The 18,183-nt window shown below is 56.8% G+C and carries 13 protein-coding genes; 2 read left to right on the forward strand and 11 right to left on the reverse strand.

All coding sequences use genetic code 11. The features are described from left to right. Positions 1 to 5: 5 nt before the first annotated feature. A complete protein-coding gene (gene rpoB, locus QP503_RS02145) occupies positions 6 to 3,485 on the reverse strand; it encodes a DNA-directed RNA polymerase subunit beta (protein WP_006681508.1) in 3,480 nt (1,159 codons plus the stop codon). Positions 3,486 to 3,876: 391 nt separating this feature from the next. On the opposite strand from rpoB, the gene QP503_RS02150 reads away from it, so the two are divergent. Next, entirely contained in the window at positions 3,877 to 4,506 is a 630-nt protein-coding gene (locus QP503_RS02150; protein WP_285101131.1) for a restriction endonuclease subunit S, read from the forward strand. On the opposite strand, the gene QP503_RS02155 is transcribed toward QP503_RS02150, so the two are convergent. Genes QP503_RS02155 through QP503_RS02195 form a run of 9 tightly spaced genes read right to left on the reverse strand, consistent with a single transcriptional unit; the run spans position 4,503 to position 14,788 of the window. Further along, positions 4,503 to 5,429 carry a site-specific integrase gene (locus QP503_RS02155; RefSeq protein WP_285084598.1) on the reverse strand — a complete coding sequence of 309 codons (927 nt, stop codon included), beginning with the start codon at positions 5,427 to 5,429 and terminating at the stop codon, positions 4,503 to 4,505. The genes QP503_RS02150 and QP503_RS02155 overlap by 4 nt on opposite strands. Positions 5,430 to 5,431: 2 nt before the next feature. Continuing rightward, a complete protein-coding gene (locus QP503_RS02160) occupies positions 5,432 to 5,983 on the reverse strand; it encodes a restriction endonuclease subunit S (RefSeq protein WP_285101133.1) in 552 nt (183 codons plus the stop codon). A gap of 46 nt (positions 5,984 to 6,029) precedes the next feature. Then, on the reverse strand, positions 6,030 to 9,206 hold the full coding sequence (locus QP503_RS02165) for a type I restriction endonuclease subunit R (protein WP_285084600.1): 3,177 nt from the start codon (positions 9,204 to 9,206) through the stop codon (positions 6,030 to 6,032). Beyond that, positions 9,203 to 9,799 carry a restriction endonuclease subunit S domain-containing protein gene (locus QP503_RS02170; RefSeq protein WP_285101135.1) on the reverse strand — a complete coding sequence of 199 codons (597 nt, stop codon included), beginning with the start codon at positions 9,797 to 9,799 and terminating at the stop codon, positions 9,203 to 9,205. The genes QP503_RS02165 and QP503_RS02170 overlap by 4 nt, the downstream gene beginning before the upstream one ends. Then, entirely contained in the window at positions 9,792 to 10,412 is a 621-nt protein-coding gene (gene fic / locus QP503_RS02175) for a protein adenylyltransferase Fic (protein ID WP_103632337.1), read from the reverse strand. The genes QP503_RS02170 and fic overlap by 8 nt, the downstream gene beginning before the upstream one ends. A gap of 9 nt (positions 10,413 to 10,421) precedes the next feature. Continuing rightward, complete coding sequence (locus tag QP503_RS02180; RefSeq protein WP_285101137.1) at positions 10,422 to 11,606, reverse strand: restriction endonuclease subunit S; 1,185 nt, start codon at positions 11,604 to 11,606, stop codon at positions 10,422 to 10,424. A 3-nt stretch (positions 11,607 to 11,609) separates the two neighbouring features. Next, a complete protein-coding gene (locus QP503_RS02185; RefSeq protein ID WP_285084461.1) occupies positions 11,610 to 14,204 on the reverse strand; it encodes a type I restriction-modification system subunit M in 2,595 nt (864 codons plus the stop codon). Then, the gene (locus QP503_RS02190) at positions 14,205 to 14,573 is read right to left on the reverse strand and encodes a DUF4357 domain-containing protein (RefSeq protein WP_285084460.1); all 369 of its coding nucleotides are present in this window, start codon (positions 14,571 to 14,573) and stop codon (positions 14,205 to 14,207) included. Next, positions 14,570 to 14,788 carry a hypothetical protein gene (locus QP503_RS02195; protein WP_006681520.1) on the reverse strand — a complete coding sequence of 73 codons (219 nt, stop codon included), beginning with the start codon at positions 14,786 to 14,788 and terminating at the stop codon, positions 14,570 to 14,572. Before QP503_RS02195 ends, QP503_RS02190 begins: the two co-directional genes overlap by 4 nt. A 478-nt stretch (positions 14,789 to 15,266) precedes the next feature. Between QP503_RS02195 and QP503_RS02200 the strand changes: the two genes are divergently transcribed. Beyond that, complete coding sequence (locus tag QP503_RS02200; RefSeq protein WP_285084459.1) at positions 15,267 to 17,657, forward strand: serpin family protein; 2,391 nt, start codon at positions 15,267 to 15,269, stop codon at positions 17,655 to 17,657. A gap of 178 nt (positions 17,658 to 17,835) precedes the next feature. Here QP503_RS02200 and QP503_RS02205 read toward each other — a convergent pair whose 3' ends face one another. Then, positions 17,836 to 18,078 carry a hypothetical protein gene (locus QP503_RS02205; RefSeq protein WP_218840336.1) on the reverse strand — a complete coding sequence of 81 codons (243 nt, stop codon included), beginning with the start codon at positions 18,076 to 18,078 and terminating at the stop codon, positions 17,836 to 17,838. Positions 18,079 to 18,183 lie beyond the last annotated feature (105 nt).

Consider the following 18,183-nt stretch of genomic DNA (forward strand, 5'->3'; position numbering starts at 1 on the left):
CCCTATCAGATCGCGTCGATGGTCGCCGCGGCGTTCGGACGGGCATCAAGTGTGATGCCGAGGTCTTCGCGCGCGTTGAAGTCTTCTTCCTGGTCACGCAGGTCAATGGCGTTGCCGGCTGCGTCGAGAGCTTCGACGTTCAGGCACAGCGAGCGCATTTCCTGGATGAGAACTCGGAAGGACTCGGGGATTCCGGGCTCAGGAATGTCTTCGCCCTTGACGATCGCTTCGTAGACCTTCACACGACCGGTCGTGTCATCCGACTTGATTGTGAGGAGTTCCTGGAGCGCGTAGGCTGCACCGTAAGCTTCGAGCGCCCACACTTCCATCTCACCGAAACGCTGGCCACCGAACTGGGCTTTACCGCCCAGTGGCTGCTGCGTGATCATCGAGTACGGGCCGGTTGAACGGGCGTGAATCTTGTCGTCAACCAGGTGGTGGAGCTTGAGCATGTAGGTGTAGCCCACTGCGATCGGATACGGGAACGGTTCACCGGAACGACCGTCGAACAGGCGGGCCTTGCCCTGCTCGTTCGTCAGACGGTTGCCGTCGCGGTTCGGGTTCACGTTACGCAGCAGGCCTGCGAGTTCGTCGGCTTCAAGACCGTCGAACACGGGGGTTGCCACGAGAGTCTCAGGTTCGGTGGTGATGCCGTCAGCCGGGAGGTGACGGGTCCATGCTTCGCCGGCCTCGACAGCCTTGGAAGCATCCCAGCCCTGGTGAGCGAGCCAGCCGAGGTGGTATTCGAGTACCTGGCCGACGTTCATACGGCCGGGGACACCAAGCGGGTTGAGGATGATGTCAACCGGGGTTCCGTCTTCGAGGAACGGCATGTCCTCGACCGGCAGAATCTTGGAGACAACGCCCTTGTTACCGTGGCGGCCTGCCATCTTGTCACCAATGGTGATCTTGCGACGTTGGGCGACGTAGACGCGAACGGTCTGTCGAACGCCAGGGTTGAGTTCGTCTTCTTCGTCGTTGAATTCGCGGACGCCGATGACGATGCCTTCCTGGCCGTGAGGAACACGCAGGGAGGTATCGCGAACCTCGCGGGCTTTCTCACCGAAGATTGCGCGCAGAAGGCGTTCTTCGGAGGTGAGCTCAGTTTCACCCTTCGGGGTGACCTTGCCAACGAGAACGTCGCCAGCGGTAACCTCGGCACCAATGCGGATAATGCCACGTTCGTCTAGGTCAGCGAGTGACTCTTCGGAGACGTTCGGGATATCGCGGGTGATTTCTTCTTCGCCGAGCTTGGTTTCGCGGGCGTCGACCTCGTATTCCTCGATATGGATCGAGGTGAGGACGTCCTCTTCAACGACGCGACGCGACAGGATGATCGCGTCTTCGTAGTTGAGGCCTTCCCACGACATGTAGGCGACGAGCAGGTTCTTGCCGAGTGCGACTTCACCATTGTCGGTTGCCGGACCATCAGCCAAGACGGAGCCGGCCTCAACGCGGTCGCCTTCGTCGACGATGACACGCTGGTTGGTGCAGTTGCCCGGATTCGAACGTTCGAACTTTTCAAGACGGTAGGTGTCGCGACCGCCTTCGTCCGTGGAAACGATGATCATGTCTGCCGAAACTTCGGAAACAACACCAGCGTGGGTGGCGATGATCATTTCACCGGAGTCCTGTGCTGCACGACGTTCCATACCGGTACCGACCAGCGGCGCTTCGGTGGTCAGCAACGGCACTGCCTGACGCTGCATGTTCGCGCCCATGAGTGCGCGGTTTGCGTCGTCGTGCTCGAGGAACGGAATGAACGCTGCTGCAACAGACACCATCTGACGTGCGGACACGTCCATGTAGTCAACTCGGTCGCGCAGGATCAGTGTCGGGTCTTCGCCGGCGACACGGCAGAGGACATGGTCTTCTGCGAAAGTGCCGTCGTCGTTCAGACGGGACGAGGCCTGTGCAATGTAGTGACCGATTTCGTCGTCTGCGGTCAGGTATTCGACCTCGTCGGTGACTTTTCCGTTGCGAACAACGCGGTACGGGGTCTCAACGAAACCGAAGGGGTTGATGCGACCGAAGGTTGCGAGCGAGCCGATCAGACCAATGTTCGGGCCTTCAGGGGATTCGATCGGGCACATGCGGCCATAGTGCGACGGGTGGACGTCACGAACTTCCATGCCTGCGCGTTCACGGGACAGACCGCCAGGGCCAAGAGCCGACAGACGACGCTTGTGCGTCAGACCTGCAAGCGGGTTGTTCTGATCCATGAACTGCGACAGCTGGGAGGTGCCGAAGAATTCCTTGATCGCTGCAACAACCGGGCGGATATTGATCAGCGACTGAGGAGTAATCGAGTCGGCTTCCTGGGTCGTCATGCGTTCGCGGACGGTGCGCTCCATGCGGGACAGACCTGCGCGGACCTGTGCCTGAATGAGCTCGCCAACTGCGCGAATGCGGCGGTTGCCAAAGTGATCGATGTCGTCCGCTTCAACACGGAGTTCGACAACCTCGCCTCCGTTGCGGGTGCCGAGGAAGGTCTTCTCACCCTTGTGCAGAGCGAGCATGTACTTCACGGTTGCAACGACGTCATCGATGGAGAGAGTCGAAGCCTTCGGATCTGCGTCGGTGCCGAGCTTCTTGTTGATCTTGTAGCGACCGACCTTTGCCAGGTCGTAGCGCTTCGAATCGAAGTAGAAGTTGTTCAGCAGGGTGCGTGCCGATTCGACGTTTGCGGGCTCGCCGGGACGGAGCTTGCGGTAGATGTCGACGAGGGCTTCTTCCTGGGTCTTGACGGTGTCTTTCTCGAGGGTCTCGAGGAGCACCGGGTATTCGGCAAACTCTTCACGAATCTCAGATTCGGTCATGCCGATTGCCTTGAGGAAGTGGGTGACAGGTTGCTTGCGCTTGCGGTCAATACGAACGCCAACAGAATCGCGCTTGTCGATTTCAAATTCGAGCCATGCGCCGCGACTAGGAATGACCTTTGCGCTGAACGTTTCACGGTCGGTGGAACGCTCGGAAACGCGCTCGAAGTAGACGCCCGGGGAACGGACGAGCTGCGAGACGACAACACGCTCAGTGCCATTGATGATAAAGGTGCCACGCGGGGTCATGAGCGGGAAATCGCCCATGAACACGGTCTGACGCTTGATCTCAAGGGTCTCGTTGTTCATGAACTCCGCGGTCACATACATCGGTGCAGAGTATGTGTAGTCCTTGGTCTTTGCTTCTTCGATCGAGTACTTCGGTCGTTCGAGCTGGCATTCCCTGAACGTAAGGGACATGGTCTTGCCCAAGTCCTCAATCGGCGAAACTTCTTCGAAGATTTCTTCAAGACCGGAGACGTCGGGGACGTCGTTACGGCCTTCCGCCTTAGCGGCTTCGACGCGAGCCTTCCACGCGTCGTTGCCCAGCAGCCAATCGAAGCTCTCGACCTGCAGGCCCAGAAGGTTCGGGGCTTGAAGCGGTTCGGCGAGCTTAGCGAATGAGATGCGGTTCCTGGGCTGGTTGGCAGTGCTACTGGCAGCCAAAGGGGATCCTTCCCTGCATTTTCGGTGCGCACACACGCCTTCGCCCATTATCTGACTCCGTCCATCCCGCTCAGCGCCTGATACAGCAGGGTGGATACGGATCACCTCGGGCACAATAAGGCGCAAGTATCAATGATAGGGATCCGTGGCTCCTCACCTCAATATCTTTTGGCGTTTGTGCCGAGTTTCACGCAACTACCACGTTGGCGCGTCGATCACGCTCCAGTGTGCCGCGATCGCAGATTTATTCGCCTTCGATTCTGCTCATCTTGGTCGGAGTTTTCGACGAGGCCTCGCACATCACCCTTGCAGGGTTTGCCTGATTTCTTGAGCCATCAGGGCTAATGCCCGAAACTTCAAATTCAGTGAAAGATGTTTCGCTTCTCTAGCGATGGTCGCTAGTGCCTGCAAAATTATTGAAGGATTATTAGCAATTCACGAATTCACAGTAACTCGAGATGCTGAGAGCACACAGCGACAATCGCCTTCGACGCCAGCTTGGGAACAGCGTAAGTTTTCGGATTTCTATAAAACTGTCGAGAGCGGCAATCGGCTTCCTAAAGCAATGATGGAAGAGGGGAACCTGCCTTACGTCGTCGCGCGTCTTACAAACAATGGTATCGAAGGTTTCATTTCGAAAGAATCTCGCGATTTTAACGGGAATAAGGTAAAAATATTCCCCGAAAACAGCATTACCTTCTCTATTGATAATCCAGATGCCATCTTTGTTCAGTGCGAACGTTTCTGCACTTCAAACATCATGCGCGTGTTACATAATGACTACTATGGCCTAAGTGAATCTTGTTTCTTTATGGAATCGTTAAAGAAGTTAACGGCAGGATATAACTGGTCATTCAAATTTAGTGGCCCCGTTGTAATGAGTTCACCCATTATGATTCCAACACTTAAGAACCGCGGTGTCGCCTGGGAGGAAATCAAAGCCATTGGAGTATTGCTCAATCGTCTTGACTCCCTCATCACCCTTCATCAGCGTGAGCCACGATTTGCTGATACAGGTTAAATAAGAGTCGAAAGAGCCCTCATGACGATGTCAATGTCCTTGTTCTCGAGCTCTTGGATGACGTGCAGATAGGTTTCCTGAGTGGTGGTCATGCTTGCATGCCCGAGCCTTCGGGATACGCTGGCGATGGATACGCCAGCGAACAGCAAAAGTGATGCATGCGTATGCCGCAGCCCGTGGACGGATATGGCAGGCACGCCAACATTTTTGCAGTGGCGCGCTAAAACGCTGTTAGCCGTCGAGTTATAGACCGTTCCCTTCGCAAATATGGGCTCAGTCGGCGGAAGATCTTTGAGCAGCCCAGAAAGTTGCATGATGAGTTGCCAGTCGAGTTGAACCTTCCGCACCGAGGAGGCGTTTTTCGTGGGGACGAATCCACCGCCGTTCTTGTAATCCCAGGTCTTGTTCACCGAGAGCGTTTGATGAGCAAAGTCAAAGTCTTCGGGGGTAAGCCCAAGGGCTTCGGAGAAGCGAAGGCCCGTTTTAGCGACTATGAGAATAAGCCAATCCCAACTCGGCCCGCCTGATAAATCAAGGTCGCCGAGCATGGCATGAAGCTCAAACTGATTGAGATACTTGATCTTTTTCGCACGTGGCTGTTTTCCTTTAATGATGGCCTTGCGCGTAGGGTCGCGGGGAATGAATCCTTCGTCAACTGCGTCAAGGATCGCTCCCTTAAGCTGATGGTGGAAGTCCATGGTTGTCTGGCGTTCGTGGTGCTCTGCGTAACCATTAATGAGCTGCTGGTACGAGGTCCGGTCCAGATCTTTTATCTTCAGGTCTGGAATCAGTTTGGCTAGCCAAGACTGCGTGAGACGGTACTTTCCCATGGTGACCTCACGGATGGCCCCTTCTTTGTAGACGCTAATCCATTGCGAGTAGTAATCGCAGAAAAGCGACTCTTCATTGATACTGATTGGCATTTTTACCCTCTTTCATCATGTGGGGGTGGCTCACGCTGATGAAGGGTGATGAGGTGGTCGAGGCGGGAGAAGAAGGTGCCGATGGCGGCCTGCTCGGGAAGCGAGGGAGCCAACAAAGGCATCTCCTTCATCTTCGAGAAGTCAACGCTTTCTACGGTCGTCCCCGTCTTCCCGTAGTCTCGCAGCAGGCTTTCGTTGTGGACTATGAAGTGCTGCAGAAGCCATAGCCCAATGCACTTTGAATTCGGTTGAATGACACGAATATCCTGATTGACCGTAGAAGGTTTGCGCAGCTCAGCAATGGGAAGGGTGTGCCGGAGTATGCCGCTTCGCGTGACCATAACGAGCGAGCCCTCAGGGTATAGCTTGAGCTCCGATGCGCCCGCTTCGGTGATCTTCGTTGTCGTATCGTCAAGGTAATGCTGCTTCACATCCTGCGATGTAACCCAAAGAATCGAGCCGCCGTTATAGTTCGCAGGGTTAGCCATCGAGGGCGTATGTCCACCTCCAAATGATCCAAAATCCCCCAACTTACGCTGTTCCCAAGCTGGCATGAAAAGGCCGGGAGCGTATCCCGACCTCAGGCGATTACCTGACGTGTCATTCGATGTCGAAGCCACCGGACTCGAGGAATCTCCTCAGCAGCTTGTCAACCCTGGCATTAACCTTGAAGGGAGAGATCTCCCTTCTGTCAACCCTCTCGAAGTATGCCCGAGCCTTAGCCTTGTCAACGGTGTCCACAAGCGCCTTGAATCTTCCGAAATCGTTAATATTGGCTTCGTTGATGTCGAGCCTCATCATGGCCTCAAGCTGTTCCTCGTCAACCCCGATGGCATCAACGAGCTTGGCGACCTGTTTGTTCCGGGCGCGCTGGGCATAGCGGGTGATGTAGTCCCTGAGCGTCATTCCCGACTCGACCGAGACCTCTCCGGACTGGATGTCATGGATGAAGAGTTCCGCGAACCCCTGGTCCTCCTGGGACAACGTAGCGAAGGTACGATGGAGGTTCGCGTAGAGAGCGTCGATCTCCTCGGGCGAGACATCTCCCTGCTCGAGAGCCTTGAGCCACTTGGTAAAGTTCTCGTTCATGTACTGGGTGTCGATTTGCCCGGTGTTGATCTCGGTAAGATAGCCCTTGATGTCGAACGGGGCAACAGGCACTGTTTCGTCCTCGGGAGGATCGGTTCTCGTGCTCAGTTCCTTGTACCTACGAACCAATGCGTTGAAGCGACTCTCGTCGAACGCGACTTCGACCATCTCGGTTGTTCCGGTATCGGGATCCTGATCTCCGAAAACCTCAGTATCGCCCCAGGAGAAGCCCTGCACCTTGACAGCCTCAAGATGCTCGTGGAACGCGTTGAACAGCTCGGCGAACTTCGCCTTGGCCGCGTCGCTCTCGGGCAGCTTGCTGAAATCCTCGCTCCCACCTTCCTTAAAGACTGTTTCCATCTGGGCGAACAGCTCGTTGCACTTGGCCATGTTCTCGGGCAGCTTGCTGGCGAACAGTCCGAATGGCTTGTCCCCGGAATAGAGCTTCACCGCTTCCTCGATGTTGCGGCGCATGGTGTGGGGCTTGCGGTAGTAGCGGATGACACCGAAGGGCTTCTCGTCGCCCGCGAACAGGCGGTTGGTGCGGCTGATCGCCTGGATGAGCAGGGCGTAGTCGATGACCTTGTCCAGATAGAGGACGTTTATCCACTTGGAGTCGAAGCCGGTGAGCATCTGGTCCACCACGATGAGGACGTCGATCCTCTCTTCGGGATGGTTCTCGACGTTGAGATGCGGCCTCTTGTGAGCCAGGCGCGCGGCCATGTCCTTCTTCATGGCGGCATGGGTCGGTATCGTGTACTCCCTGCCGTATGTGGCGTTGTAATGCTCGATGATCTCCTTGAGGCCCTCCTCCTTGTTTATCGCCTTGTCACCCGAATTGTCGATGTTAGGGTCGAAGAGCGCCGTGACCTTGAGCTGCGGGACCTCGTCCCTGAACATCCTGAAGTACTCGATGGCCTCGGCGATGGAGCTGGTGGCCAGGATCCCATGGAACTTGCCGCCATGAGAGATGCGCTCCCAGCCGGATAGGATGTCCTCCACCACCTTCCTGCGGTGCTCGTCGTCCCGGTACTGGACAGATGGCACGAAGTGCTCGATGCCGTACTTCTCGGAACCTGGCTTGTCGTTGACATCGCCCATGCCAACCTTGGACGTATCCATCCAGTAGTAGTAAACCTTGCTCTTGCGGTCGTCCAAGAGGGCGTCGCCAACGCTGTTCGCCTTGGCTTTGTTCAGCGCCACCGCCTCACGCACGGAGGCGTCCTTGAAGGTGCACACCATGTAGGGGTCGAATCCCAGCACGTTGCCATCGCGGATGCCGTCAGCGATGCTATAGCGGTGTAGCTCGTCGCCGAAGACGTCCGTGGTGGTGGACATCTTCTTTGCGTTCTCCTCGTGGATGGGAGTGCCCGTGAACCCGAAGAACAGGGCGTCGGGGAAGGTGTTCTTGATCGTGCGTAGCATGTCGCCGAAGGTCGAGCGATGGCATTCGTCGATGATGAACACGATGCGCTTGCCCCTCATCTGCTCCAGGTCGGAATCGGTGATACCGCCCTCCTCGGAGCGGATGAGGCTCATTTTCTGGATGGAGGTGACGATCAGCATGTCGTTGACGGAGCTGCTCTTGAGCCGGCTACGTAGCTCCGCGGTGTTCTCCGTGCCCTGCACAGCGTCGTCGGCTGCTGCGAACGCGCGGTACTCGGCGAGGCTCTGGGTTCCCAGCTCGATGCGGTCCATGAGGAAGACCACCTTGTCAGCCTTTCTAGAATTGGCGATGAGCTGCGCGCTCTTGAAGCTTGTCATGGTCTTTCCAGAGCCCGTGGTGTGCCAAATGTACCCGCCGCGAATGCCCGGCATGCCCCATTGCTTGCGAGCGTTCACCTTGGCAACGCGGTCGGAAATCGCACGCGCCGCGTAAAGCTGATAGCTGCGCATGACCTTGAGTGCGCCGTCGGACTCGTCGGCGACGGTGTAGAAACCGATGAGCTGGTGCGCTTCGGGAATCGAGAGGAATTTAGAGGCGATAGTCTTCCAATCGTTGACAGGTTCGTTGTTGAAGTCCGCCCAATGGAAACAGAAGCGCTCATTGACCTTCCCTCCGGTGCCGGGGGACGCGAAGTAGAGCATCTCTTCAGGGTTCATGGCGACGAACACCTGGACCAGAGAGAAGATGCCGGTGAAGACTCCCTCGTGCAGGTACTTGCTGATCTGATTGACGGCCTGGCTCGCAGGGACGCCCGTGCGCTTGAGCTCGATGTGGATCAGTGGCATGCCGTTGATGAGCAGCATCACGTCGCCACGGCGGACACCTGTCAGTTTGCTCGACGTGGTGAATTGGGGCTGCTGTGCGATCTGGTACCGCGTCTGGCCAGTGGCAATCTCCTGCGGGCGGAAGATCTTGAGGGATACCTCCTTGCCGCAGTGGAGCTTATCGTCTGCATTGTCTCGCGTAATGGCCACGGTCTTGCCGTTGATGAAAGCGTTAAGTTTCAACGGGGTTCGCAGGGACGTCACCTGCTCCAGGATTTGGGCCATCTCAGAATCGGTAAGGGGGCAGCCGTTCAGGCGATCGATGTTGTTGTTGTTTTCGAAGATAATGGCGGCCCAGTTGTCTACGAGTTGTTTCTCGGTGGGGTTCCAGAGAACTCCGTCCTTGTCATCCCAGCCGTTGTTCTTGAGATTGGCGATGAGTGCCTCTTCGAACTGGGCTTCGTTCTCGAAAATCATGCTGCCTCCTTTTCTGGTGATAGAGCGTGGGGGTGCGTCGTATTTCGCACACGCTGATGAAGGGTGATGAGGGAATTCAATTGAGTGAAGAAGCATCCTATTTGCTTTTGTTCTTCCGTTGAGCATGGCAAAGTGAGCGCGGTTTCAAAGAAATCGTCTGGTGCAATATTAAGCAGCCCGTGATTTCGCGCGCCTTCAGCAGCAATCATCTGAACCGCACCATGCCAACGATTCGTCTCGTAATACGTTACCAAGAAATCAGGGTCTCCTTGATCGAGCCCGAAGCAGATGTACAGCGTGGATAAGCAGCCCTTTTCGTACTTGGTCAGGCGTTTAATCGCTCCCCATGGACTGTCGCCCGAAGTGCTCTTGTTGTAGGCGAACTCTCCGTTCTCCAGCAAGTAATACCCGCTCATATCACGGCTAGCGACTTGATTGTTGAAGTAGTCGCGCTGGTCCACAAGCCCATGCTGAGCCGAGATGGTGAGGGGAAGGTCGGACTGGTTGCCCTCGTTTTTCCGGATCACCCGATGAGCAACCTCCCCCAACTTACGCTGTTCCCAAGCTGAATGTTTAACTCGGGTCTTATTCATTCGAAAGGCCCAAGTCTTCAGTTTTATAAACGCAATATCCCTCGTAGTGGTAGCTCGCGTCGATGCCCTTCATGAACACTTCTCGGTCGTCAATCGCCGTCGTGAGCGCAGATTTCAGGACATGCTTGATCTCAATGGTGCGAACAGGGCTTCTCTCCATGGCAAGTAGGTAGTCTTCCTTGTCTACCTTGCTCCAGTCGACAACCTCTCCCAGTTCCGTTTTGAGAATGAGGTCGAGCCAGATTCGCGCGCTCCTGCCGTTTCCCTCCCTAAAGGGATGGGCGATGTTCATCTCGACGTATTTGTCCACGATCTCATCGAAGGTAGACTGGGGCATCTTTTCGATCGAATCCAAGCTTGACTTAAGATACATCAGGGGAGCGAATCGAAAACCGCCCTTAGCAAGGTTCACCGTGCGAATCTTGCCGGCGAATGGATAAACATCCTGAAAAAGGTACCCATGGATCTTGAACAAGCTCTCCACTGAGCCCGCAGTGAGCTTGTCGAGCAAGCCTTTTTCGAAAAGCTCAAGCGCACGTATCTTGCTGAGACGTTCTTCCTTGCGAGCAAGCTCTGCCTGATCCGTGAGACCCAATACGTTCTCTAGCGCCATACGTATCCCCTAAACAAACATCTTCTCAAGGAGAGATTTCTTCACATTTTTCAGTGCGGTCAACTTACGCTGATGAAGGGTGATGAGGGAGTCGAGGCGGGAGAAGAACGATCCGATTAACTCCTGTTCGCTAGATGGCGGCACAAGAATCGGCTGTTTGAAGAGGTCCTCCAGCACGAGCTCGTTCATCATGGTGCCGCTTTTCGTCGCCCTGACAAGCATCTCCCGCATGACCTGCTCGCTGTGGATGTAGTACTTCCACAGCGAGACTGGGTAGCCGTGCTTTGGCCTGAGGCAGGTAAATCGCGGAGACATTATGCCGTCTATCAGGTCGTTTACGACGAACCTGCCGTAAGCGAATTCCTTGTTCGTGTGGCCCTCAAAGGCAACGTCGCCGACGCGAATCACCTTGTAATTTGGTAGCGACTCTTCGGCGGCACCGTTACCCTCATCGTTCAGCGTCATGGTGGCGATGGAGAGCGTTCTGTCTGCCCCAAAGCCGACAGTGTTCCGCTCGTCGTTCTTCTCGTAAAGCTCCCCCAACTTACGCTGTTCCCAAGGGTCAGTGAAACCCTTGAATCGTATTTCGGGCACAAACTCACCGGGTTTCGGAAACATCTTCTCAAGGAGAGATTTCTTCACTTTTTTCAGTGCAGTCAACTTACGCTGATGAAGGGTGATGAGGGAGTCGAGGCGGGAGAAGAAAGAGCCGATGGCCTCCTGCTCGTTCGAACTAGCCGGTATAGAAAACTCAGTTTCCGAGATCAAGCTCCAGTCCGCGCGAGGCATCTTTGATCCAGCCGAGACATTTGCAACAGTAGAAAATGCCTCGCTTTTTACCATCGTATAAAGATAATTAGATGTAACCTCATCGGGTTTCAAAACCCACCAGTCACCAACTGCTATACCCGTAAACGCAGGTAGAAGCCAATTTTGAAGATATGGACGTAACTTGCCGTAAAGAACATCACCTGGCTCAAACAATAGCCCGGACTTCCCCCCAGCTTTATCGTTCAAATCTTTGTTCAAGATGCCTTGGCCCGATACGATGTCGTCATATTCGACATTCAAAAGAGTCGGATCACTTGATGCATTAGACGAGCGGTGAGCGATTTCTGAGAACTTACGCTGTTCCCAAGGGTCAGTGAAACCCTTGAACCTGATCTTTGGTTTTCTGCTCTCCACGTTACTCACCGCTTACTCACCACCAAGAAGCTTCTGAAGCTCAGCCAGTCCGGCCATGTCGAACTCGTCTCCCACGAGGTTGTCAATCATGGTGGAAAGCTCCCTCTCACTCGCCTCGATCTGCTCGCTAAGGTCTTTCAGCGTCGTTTCGTATTTGGAGCTGAGAGCGTCCACCTTCGAGGCCAGGTCATCAACGAGAGAGCTTGGCATTCCGTACACGGCGTTTGCGAACGGCGCAATCCATTTCTTGGAGAGAAGCTCTCGGACTTGCTCGTCGGTCAACGCTTCAATGGTCTCCTTGCATGATGCGTGAAGCTCGGCCCCAGCAGTCTTGATCCGACTCTTGAGCTTCTTCTGCTCATCGATGAGATCTTGGACGCGTTTCAGCGTTGCGACATAGCCCTTGAGCTCGGGATCTGTTTTAACCTCAGCAGCAAGAGCCTTCGCGAGTTTCTTGACCTCGACGACCTTCCATACCGCGTTGTCATCGTCGAGCGCCTCCGAGAGGGCCTCGCGCTCCTCTTCGGAGAGCTCCTCGGCGCTTTGGTCGATGTCGGACGTGCATGCGCTCAGCTGTTCTTCTAGTGCCTTGATCGCATCGGATTGATCCTTGAGCAGCGTCGCCTCGGTCAGATAGAACGGGATGACGCGCCCCTCCCAGCCGTCTTGAACCTCGACTTCCTTGTTGTTCTTCTTCTTGATCACCATGTGCGGGTCAACCTTGGTGGCGGCGGACATACCTTCGGTTTGGAGCACCTCCAGGTCGAGAGATACATTCGCTGTCCATGTGTCGTCAAGCGCTTGGTATGCAGCATACGGATCGGCAAGCTCGATGCCTTCGAGAGCCTCGAACAGCTTGGAGGCGATCGACTGCTCCATCCTTGCGGCATCTACCGCGCACGGGTCGGAGACAAGCGCATCGTGGGTCCAATCGATGACGGGCTCCATGCATGCGTTGAACGACTCGCGGTACGCCACCACATCAGGATTTGCCTCAATCGCCGCACGGACGTCCTCCACAGCGGGCATCACGTACGCGCCGTCGCCCGCGAAGAGCTGGTCGCGCAGGCTCGGCCAAGCATTCCAATACCGCTCAAGCTCATCAACTTCACTAGCGGGAATCCCGCCAAACATGCTCGCATAGATGTCCCAGCTCTCGGGTCTATCCGACGAGTCCACATAGCGCGGGATGTTCAGGTTGTAGTCGTTGGAGCGGATCTCATCAAGAGAGACGAGACGGCTGAAGCCTTCGACGCTCTTACGTTCACACACGACGTCGGAGATTCGCTTGATGTCACATGCGCGCAGTTTGTTGTTCTTGCCGACCTTCTCAAAGCCCTTGGAGGCGTCCACGATCAGTACATCGGACTCGTCGCGCTTCTGGCGCAACACCATGATGATTGTGGGGATACCGGTTCCGAAGAAGATATTGGCCGGCAGGCCGATGATGGCTTGGATATGGCGGTTCTCCAACAGGTTGCGCCTGATCTGGCCCTCCTCACCACCGCGGAATAACACGCCATGGGGCAGAACGATGCACATGATGCCCTCGGGGCGCAGATGGTAGAGGTCATGCAGGAGGAATGCATAATCGGCCTTGCTTTTGGGAGCTAAACCGTATGCATAGCGCGGATCAACCTCCTTGTCGGTAGGGTCCCAGCGCTGGGAATACGGCGGGTTAGAGACAACCGCGTCCACATAGAGCGGGTTGTAAGTACCCGCGGGATCCGACTCGTCGAAGTAGGGCCAGTCATCTTCCAAGGTGTCGCCATTTCGCGCGGTGATGTTTGAGGGAAGGATGCCACGCATGATCAGGTTCATGCGTGTGAGGTTGTAGGTGTTCTCCTTGAGCTCCTGGGCGAAGTACTTGATGCCGTCCGAGCTGCCCACGCGCTTGGCGACGGCCTTACCAATGTTAATGAGCAAAGAGCCGGAGCCAGAGGTCGGGTCGCAGATGGAGATCTCGCTCTTCTCCTTGCAGTGCTCAGCCACAATCTCGCTCATGAGCTGGCTAACTTCGTGGGGCGTGTAGAACTCGCCGGCCTTCTTGCCGGCGTTCGCGGCGAAGTTGGAGATGAGGTATTCGTAGATGAAGCCCAGGACGTCGTAGTCAGCACGGCCGCCCATGGGGATATCTTTGATAGTGTCCAGCAGGTCACGGATGGCCTTCGTTTGAGCGGCGGCGTTCTCGCCAATCTTGGACAGGCCGGTCTCAAGAGTCTCGAAGATACCCTCGAACACCTTCTTGTGAGCCGGGTTAATGTTGCGATTGAAGGCCGAGATGGAGGTTCGCACGTCGTCGACGGAGAACTTACGACTTGCGTCTGCGAACTCCTCGGACAGCCAGGTGGAGAAGAGGCTCTCGTGTCTGATGAAGTAGCCGATGTTCTTCCGGATGTACTCAACAGTCTCGCGGTCGTCCTCGGAAAGCGCTCGGATGTCCTCGTCCTCGAAGTCGTGCGCCTTGCACCAGCGAATCTCTGTTTCCGACAGGAACTTATAGAAGATGAAGCCCAGGATGTAGTCCTTGTACTCGTTAGCCTCAATCTTGGAGCGCATCTTGTTGGCTGACTCCCAGATCTTCGATGCGAGCTGATGCTTGTTCATCTACTCCATTCCCTTCCTGTAGAGGGCGTCCAGTGTGTCGCCGTTATTGTTTATCCATTCTGTCCAGCCGTTTCGCCTTCCGCCCAGCGTGAATACGGCAGTGGCACTGGGAGAATTGAATTCGAGATTGTCTTCGAGGGTCACGCCTTGAGTTGTCTGGCCCGTGTAAACGCGGTTTAGGTTCCCGTGGTCTTCATCGAGAAGGTAGCAGATCCCTCGAGGCGGGATATCCGGCAACTGTTTGGCCTCTAGGAGATTATCCCTGGGGATAACGCTGGTCACCAGAGACTCACCCTCGACACGGCAGATGCGAATGCCGTCAAGATCGCCTCCGATGAGCTGCATTGTGCTGGTTTCGAGGCTAATCATCGCGTCACCTCCTCAGCCCAATCAGCAAGTTGTGCGATAAGCCCGGCTCGGACCATCGCACTGAAGTTCGTCCCTTGGAGTGCAGCTGCGGCCTTTGCAGCATCACGTAAGTTCTCGGGAAGCCTGATGGTAATGGCAACCTGCTCACCTTGTGCGAGGTATTGCTGTATTTCAGCAGGATCAGCACCATTCTTCACTAGCTCTATGTAACTCATCGAATGCTCCCGAAACATTACTTTTGCAATACAAGATATTTTAACTCAAAGCAAACACCGCACAACATCGTTAGCGCGACATTCGACGACGAACGCTTTCGAAGCCTTAGCGCGCCTTAGCGTGCGCCAGAGATTCGCGGTGCAACCTAGTAAACGAGCTGACGGAGCGGAGGAAGGAATTCTCGCCCTTCGGAATAGGGCTCCTCATGGGGCTCCTCACGCTCACGGCCTACGCCTGCTGCGCCGCCGGCGACGACAGGGATTGAGCACGGCGTAAACAACAAGCAGCAACCGAATTCATCGCCCAAAACCTCTCATAACGCGGAAGCATCCATGCTTTTTGGCATCTATAAGACGCCAACACCCACTGTCTGACATGCGCCCGTCACATACGGTGGAATAATCACGAACGAAGCAGGTCCCACGCGAGAATTACATCCCCTACAGAGAATGCAGTTCTCGAAACCAGGAGGCGAAGATGGACGACGAAATAGTCGATTCGGGCCATATGAAGAAAGGCGGCCTTTTAGACAGGTTGGTAGCCGGCGTTGCAGATGCCGCGGATGCGGGTGCAAAAGCCGTGAATGCCGGCGCCGAGGCGATCAAGGCCGGAGCAAAAAAGACCCACCAGGCATTCGGGGGCGAATACGGAGAGGTATTCGAGGGAAACCTCGTCGGCGAGGACGGCTCGTATATCATGCCGGACCCCGCGCTCGACGAGCGAGAGTTCAACGAGATTGAAACCCTCGCGAAACGCTACGAGAAGCTTACATCGCCCGGCACACTCGCGAAGGCTGGTAAGCAGATCGGCGAGGCGGTGCCCGCGCCCATGAAGGCCCTCGCCAATAAGGCTGGGAAGGCCGCGAAGGACGCTCTCAACGGGTTAACCGAGCAGGAACTTATGGCAAACGCCATCAAGGCGGCAGCAGAGGGATTCGGGGAACTCGAGAAGCAGGCGGCGAAGGCGAGCGTCAGCAGGGAGTACGTCATTTCCCGTATCAACGAGGGCAAGCAGGAACAGAAGGTCTCCTCGCTCTCCGAGATATGCCTGCTGCGCGCCTACGACGTCGCCGCAGTGTCCGCGAACGAAAGGCTGCACCACATGGGCATAGCCCTCGCCGAAGGCGGAGGCACGGGCGCCGCGGGCTTCTGGGGTCTGCCCGCCAACCTCGTCCTCAGCATGCTCATCTATTTCAGGGCCGTCCAGTCAGTCGCCATGTTCTACGGCTACGACGTCAAAGACGACCCGTCCGAGCTCGTCATCGCGAGCGAGGTGTTCAAGAGCGCCCTCGCTCCCAAGGCCAAAGTCGACGCCTCGAGCGAGTATATCGGCAAGGCCCTCGTCTACGCGGAAGCGGCAGTGGTCAAGCAGACCGCGAAGAAGGGCTGGTCGGCGATGGTCGAGCAGGGCGGCGCCGCCCTCGCGATAGCCCAGATCCGCGCGCTTGCCAACGGCGCTGCCCGCAAGGCGGTCGAGAACGGCGGCAAGAAGGCACTCGAGGCTGGAGTGTTCAAGAAGGCGCTCACCCAGATCGGGCAGAAGATGACGCTCGAGACCGTCGGGAAGATGGTCCCCGTCATCGGCGCGGGCTTCGGGGCGCTGTTCGACAGCGCGCAGATGAAGAGAATCCTGGATTTCGCGGACCTCTTCTACCACAAGCGCTTCATCGTCGAGAAGGACCAGCGCGCCCGAGCCCTCGCGGAAAGGGGACCCGAGTCGTCAGTGTCCGATAGCCCCGCGGAGATGAAAGAAATCGCCTTGGCGCCCAGCCCAGAACAGGGGCTCGACTCCATAGCCGCACGGCTTCTCGAGATCGGTCTCAGAGACGGCAAGAGCTTCGTTTCCTCGCCCGCGTGCCTCCAGGTTGCGCTCGAGGCGCTCGCAAGGGGTGCGGAGGCGGAGACGCTCGCCGAGATCGATACGGTGCTCGGCGACGCGGATGCGCGAGAAGCCGCCCACGCCGCGCTCTTCGGTGAACCCTCTGAAAGCCTGCCTGACAACTACAGCTTCACCATCGGCACGTCAATCTGGGCCGATCCCGACCGAGCGCCGCTTCACGGATCGTACGCAGAGTCGATTAGCGATATGAATGGCAAGGCGGTCGAGGCGAACCCCGCCAGCGAAGAAGCTCATTCGCGGATGTCGAGCTGGCTCGCCGAGAACACTGGAGGCAAGTTCACTTCGGCTCCGCAGCTCGATGCCTCGACGACGCTCGCCCTCATGAGCGCGATGCGCTTCAAGGACACGTGGATCAACCGTCTGGACGATGAAGAAACGGATATGCTGTTCCATGCCGCCAGCTCCACTCCGACCGTCACGATGATGGGCGGGTTCAGCTTCTATGAAGACCTTATCAGGGAAGCGGGCGGCACCGCAGTGACCTGGCACATGGAGTCGGGAGCGCAAGCCGTGTTTGCCATGCCCGATGAAACGGCCAGCATCGAAGAGTTCATCGGGAGCGGTTCGGCGTGGAGCTTGATCTCCCGATGCCGTGATAGGAAGGGCGTCGAGCATCCCGAAGGAGGCATCGGGCTTGTCGTCCCCGAGCTCGACCTGAAGACGGAAGGCATGAGTCTCGATTCCGCCATGAAGGCCATGGGAGTGCGGCGGCTCTTCTCGCCCGAGGCCCAGCTCGGCAGCCTCACCGAGGCGGACACAATGCTTGACAGGGCGATACAGAGCTCGATGCTCAAGCTCGACCCCAACGGGGCCGAGGGCGCAGCTTTCACGCTGTTTGCCTGCCGCGCTGGGGCTCTGCCGATGGACCCGCCCGAGCCCGTCAGGCTCGTCTTCAACCGACCCTTCGTGTTCGCGCTGTTCAACGATGCCGATGCGCCGCTGTTTGTCGGCGCGTACACGGGAGAATAAACCACCCGTTTAACGAATAAGGTCCCATGCTCGAGCATGGGACCTTATTCGTTTTCCTGCTTTCCGAGGTTGCTTCCACACGGTTTTCGTTTCCTCTTCTCACATCACCCACTTGAACACAGCGCGGAACAGTCAGACGAAAAAGCCCAGCGTGACCTTCAGCGCCGCCTTGAGGAACCTACCAAACCTCTTCATCGACGTCACCCCAATCTTCCTTGACCTTGCGGGCGCCCTCCTCGGCGCCCTCTTCCTTCTCTTCGGCGAGCAGCCTCGCCAGCTCGTCCGGCACGCCCGGGACCTCCGCTCTCCCCAGCGCGCGCTGCAGGTCCCTTATCTGCGACTTCAGCGGTTTTGAGGGAGGGCCTACGTGCTCGCGGTAGCAGGCGCCGATCGCGGCCGAGTCGCACAGGAAGCCGCGCACCCGGGCGAACGCCTCGTCGCCGTCGAGCAGGATGCGGCCGGGCTTGGGCGAGCTCGGCCTCCGAGGCCAGCATGAAGCGCCACCCGCGGGACCTGCGCGCCGCCG

Origin of the sequence: Pauljensenia sp. UMB0895 (assembly GCF_030218905.1) — a bacterium.
Classification (GTDB): domain Bacteria; phylum Actinomycetota; class Actinomycetes; order Actinomycetales; family Actinomycetaceae; genus Pauljensenia; species Pauljensenia turicensis_A.

What these genes read in the sequence shown, in the direction of transcription:
- QP503_RS02150 (WP_285101131.1), top strand. Translation starts at nt 3,877, where the DNA reads ATGGTCGCTAGTGCCTGCAAAATTATTGAAGGATTATTAGCAATTCAC.
- QP503_RS02155 (WP_285084598.1), bottom strand. Translation starts at nt 5,429, where the DNA reads ATGCCAATCAGTATCAATGAAGAGTCGCTTTTCTGCGATTACTACTCG.
- QP503_RS02160 (WP_285101133.1), bottom strand. Translation starts at nt 5,983, where the DNA reads ATGCCAGCTTGGGAACAGCGTAAGTTGGGGGATTTTGGATCATTTGGA.
- QP503_RS02165 (WP_285084600.1), bottom strand. Translation starts at nt 9,206, where the DNA reads ATGATTTTCGAGAACGAAGCCCAGTTCGAAGAGGCACTCATCGCCAAT.
- QP503_RS02170 (WP_285101135.1), bottom strand. Translation starts at nt 9,799, where the DNA reads ATGAATAAGACCCGAGTTAAACATTCAGCTTGGGAACAGCGTAAGTTG.
- fic (WP_103632337.1), bottom strand. Translation starts at nt 10,412, where the DNA reads ATGGCGCTAGAGAACGTATTGGGTCTCACGGATCAGGCAGAGCTTGCT.
- QP503_RS02185 (WP_285084461.1), bottom strand. Translation starts at nt 14,204, where the DNA reads ATGAACAAGCATCAGCTCGCATCGAAGATCTGGGAGTCAGCCAACAAG.
- QP503_RS02190 (WP_285084460.1), bottom strand. Translation starts at nt 14,573, where the DNA reads ATGATTAGCCTCGAAACCAGCACAATGCAGCTCATCGGAGGCGATCTT.
- QP503_RS02195 (WP_006681520.1), bottom strand. Translation starts at nt 14,788, where the DNA reads ATGAGTTACATAGAGCTAGTGAAGAATGGTGCTGATCCTGCTGAAATA.
- QP503_RS02200 (WP_285084459.1), top strand. Translation starts at nt 15,267, where the DNA reads ATGGACGACGAAATAGTCGATTCGGGCCATATGAAGAAAGGCGGCCTT.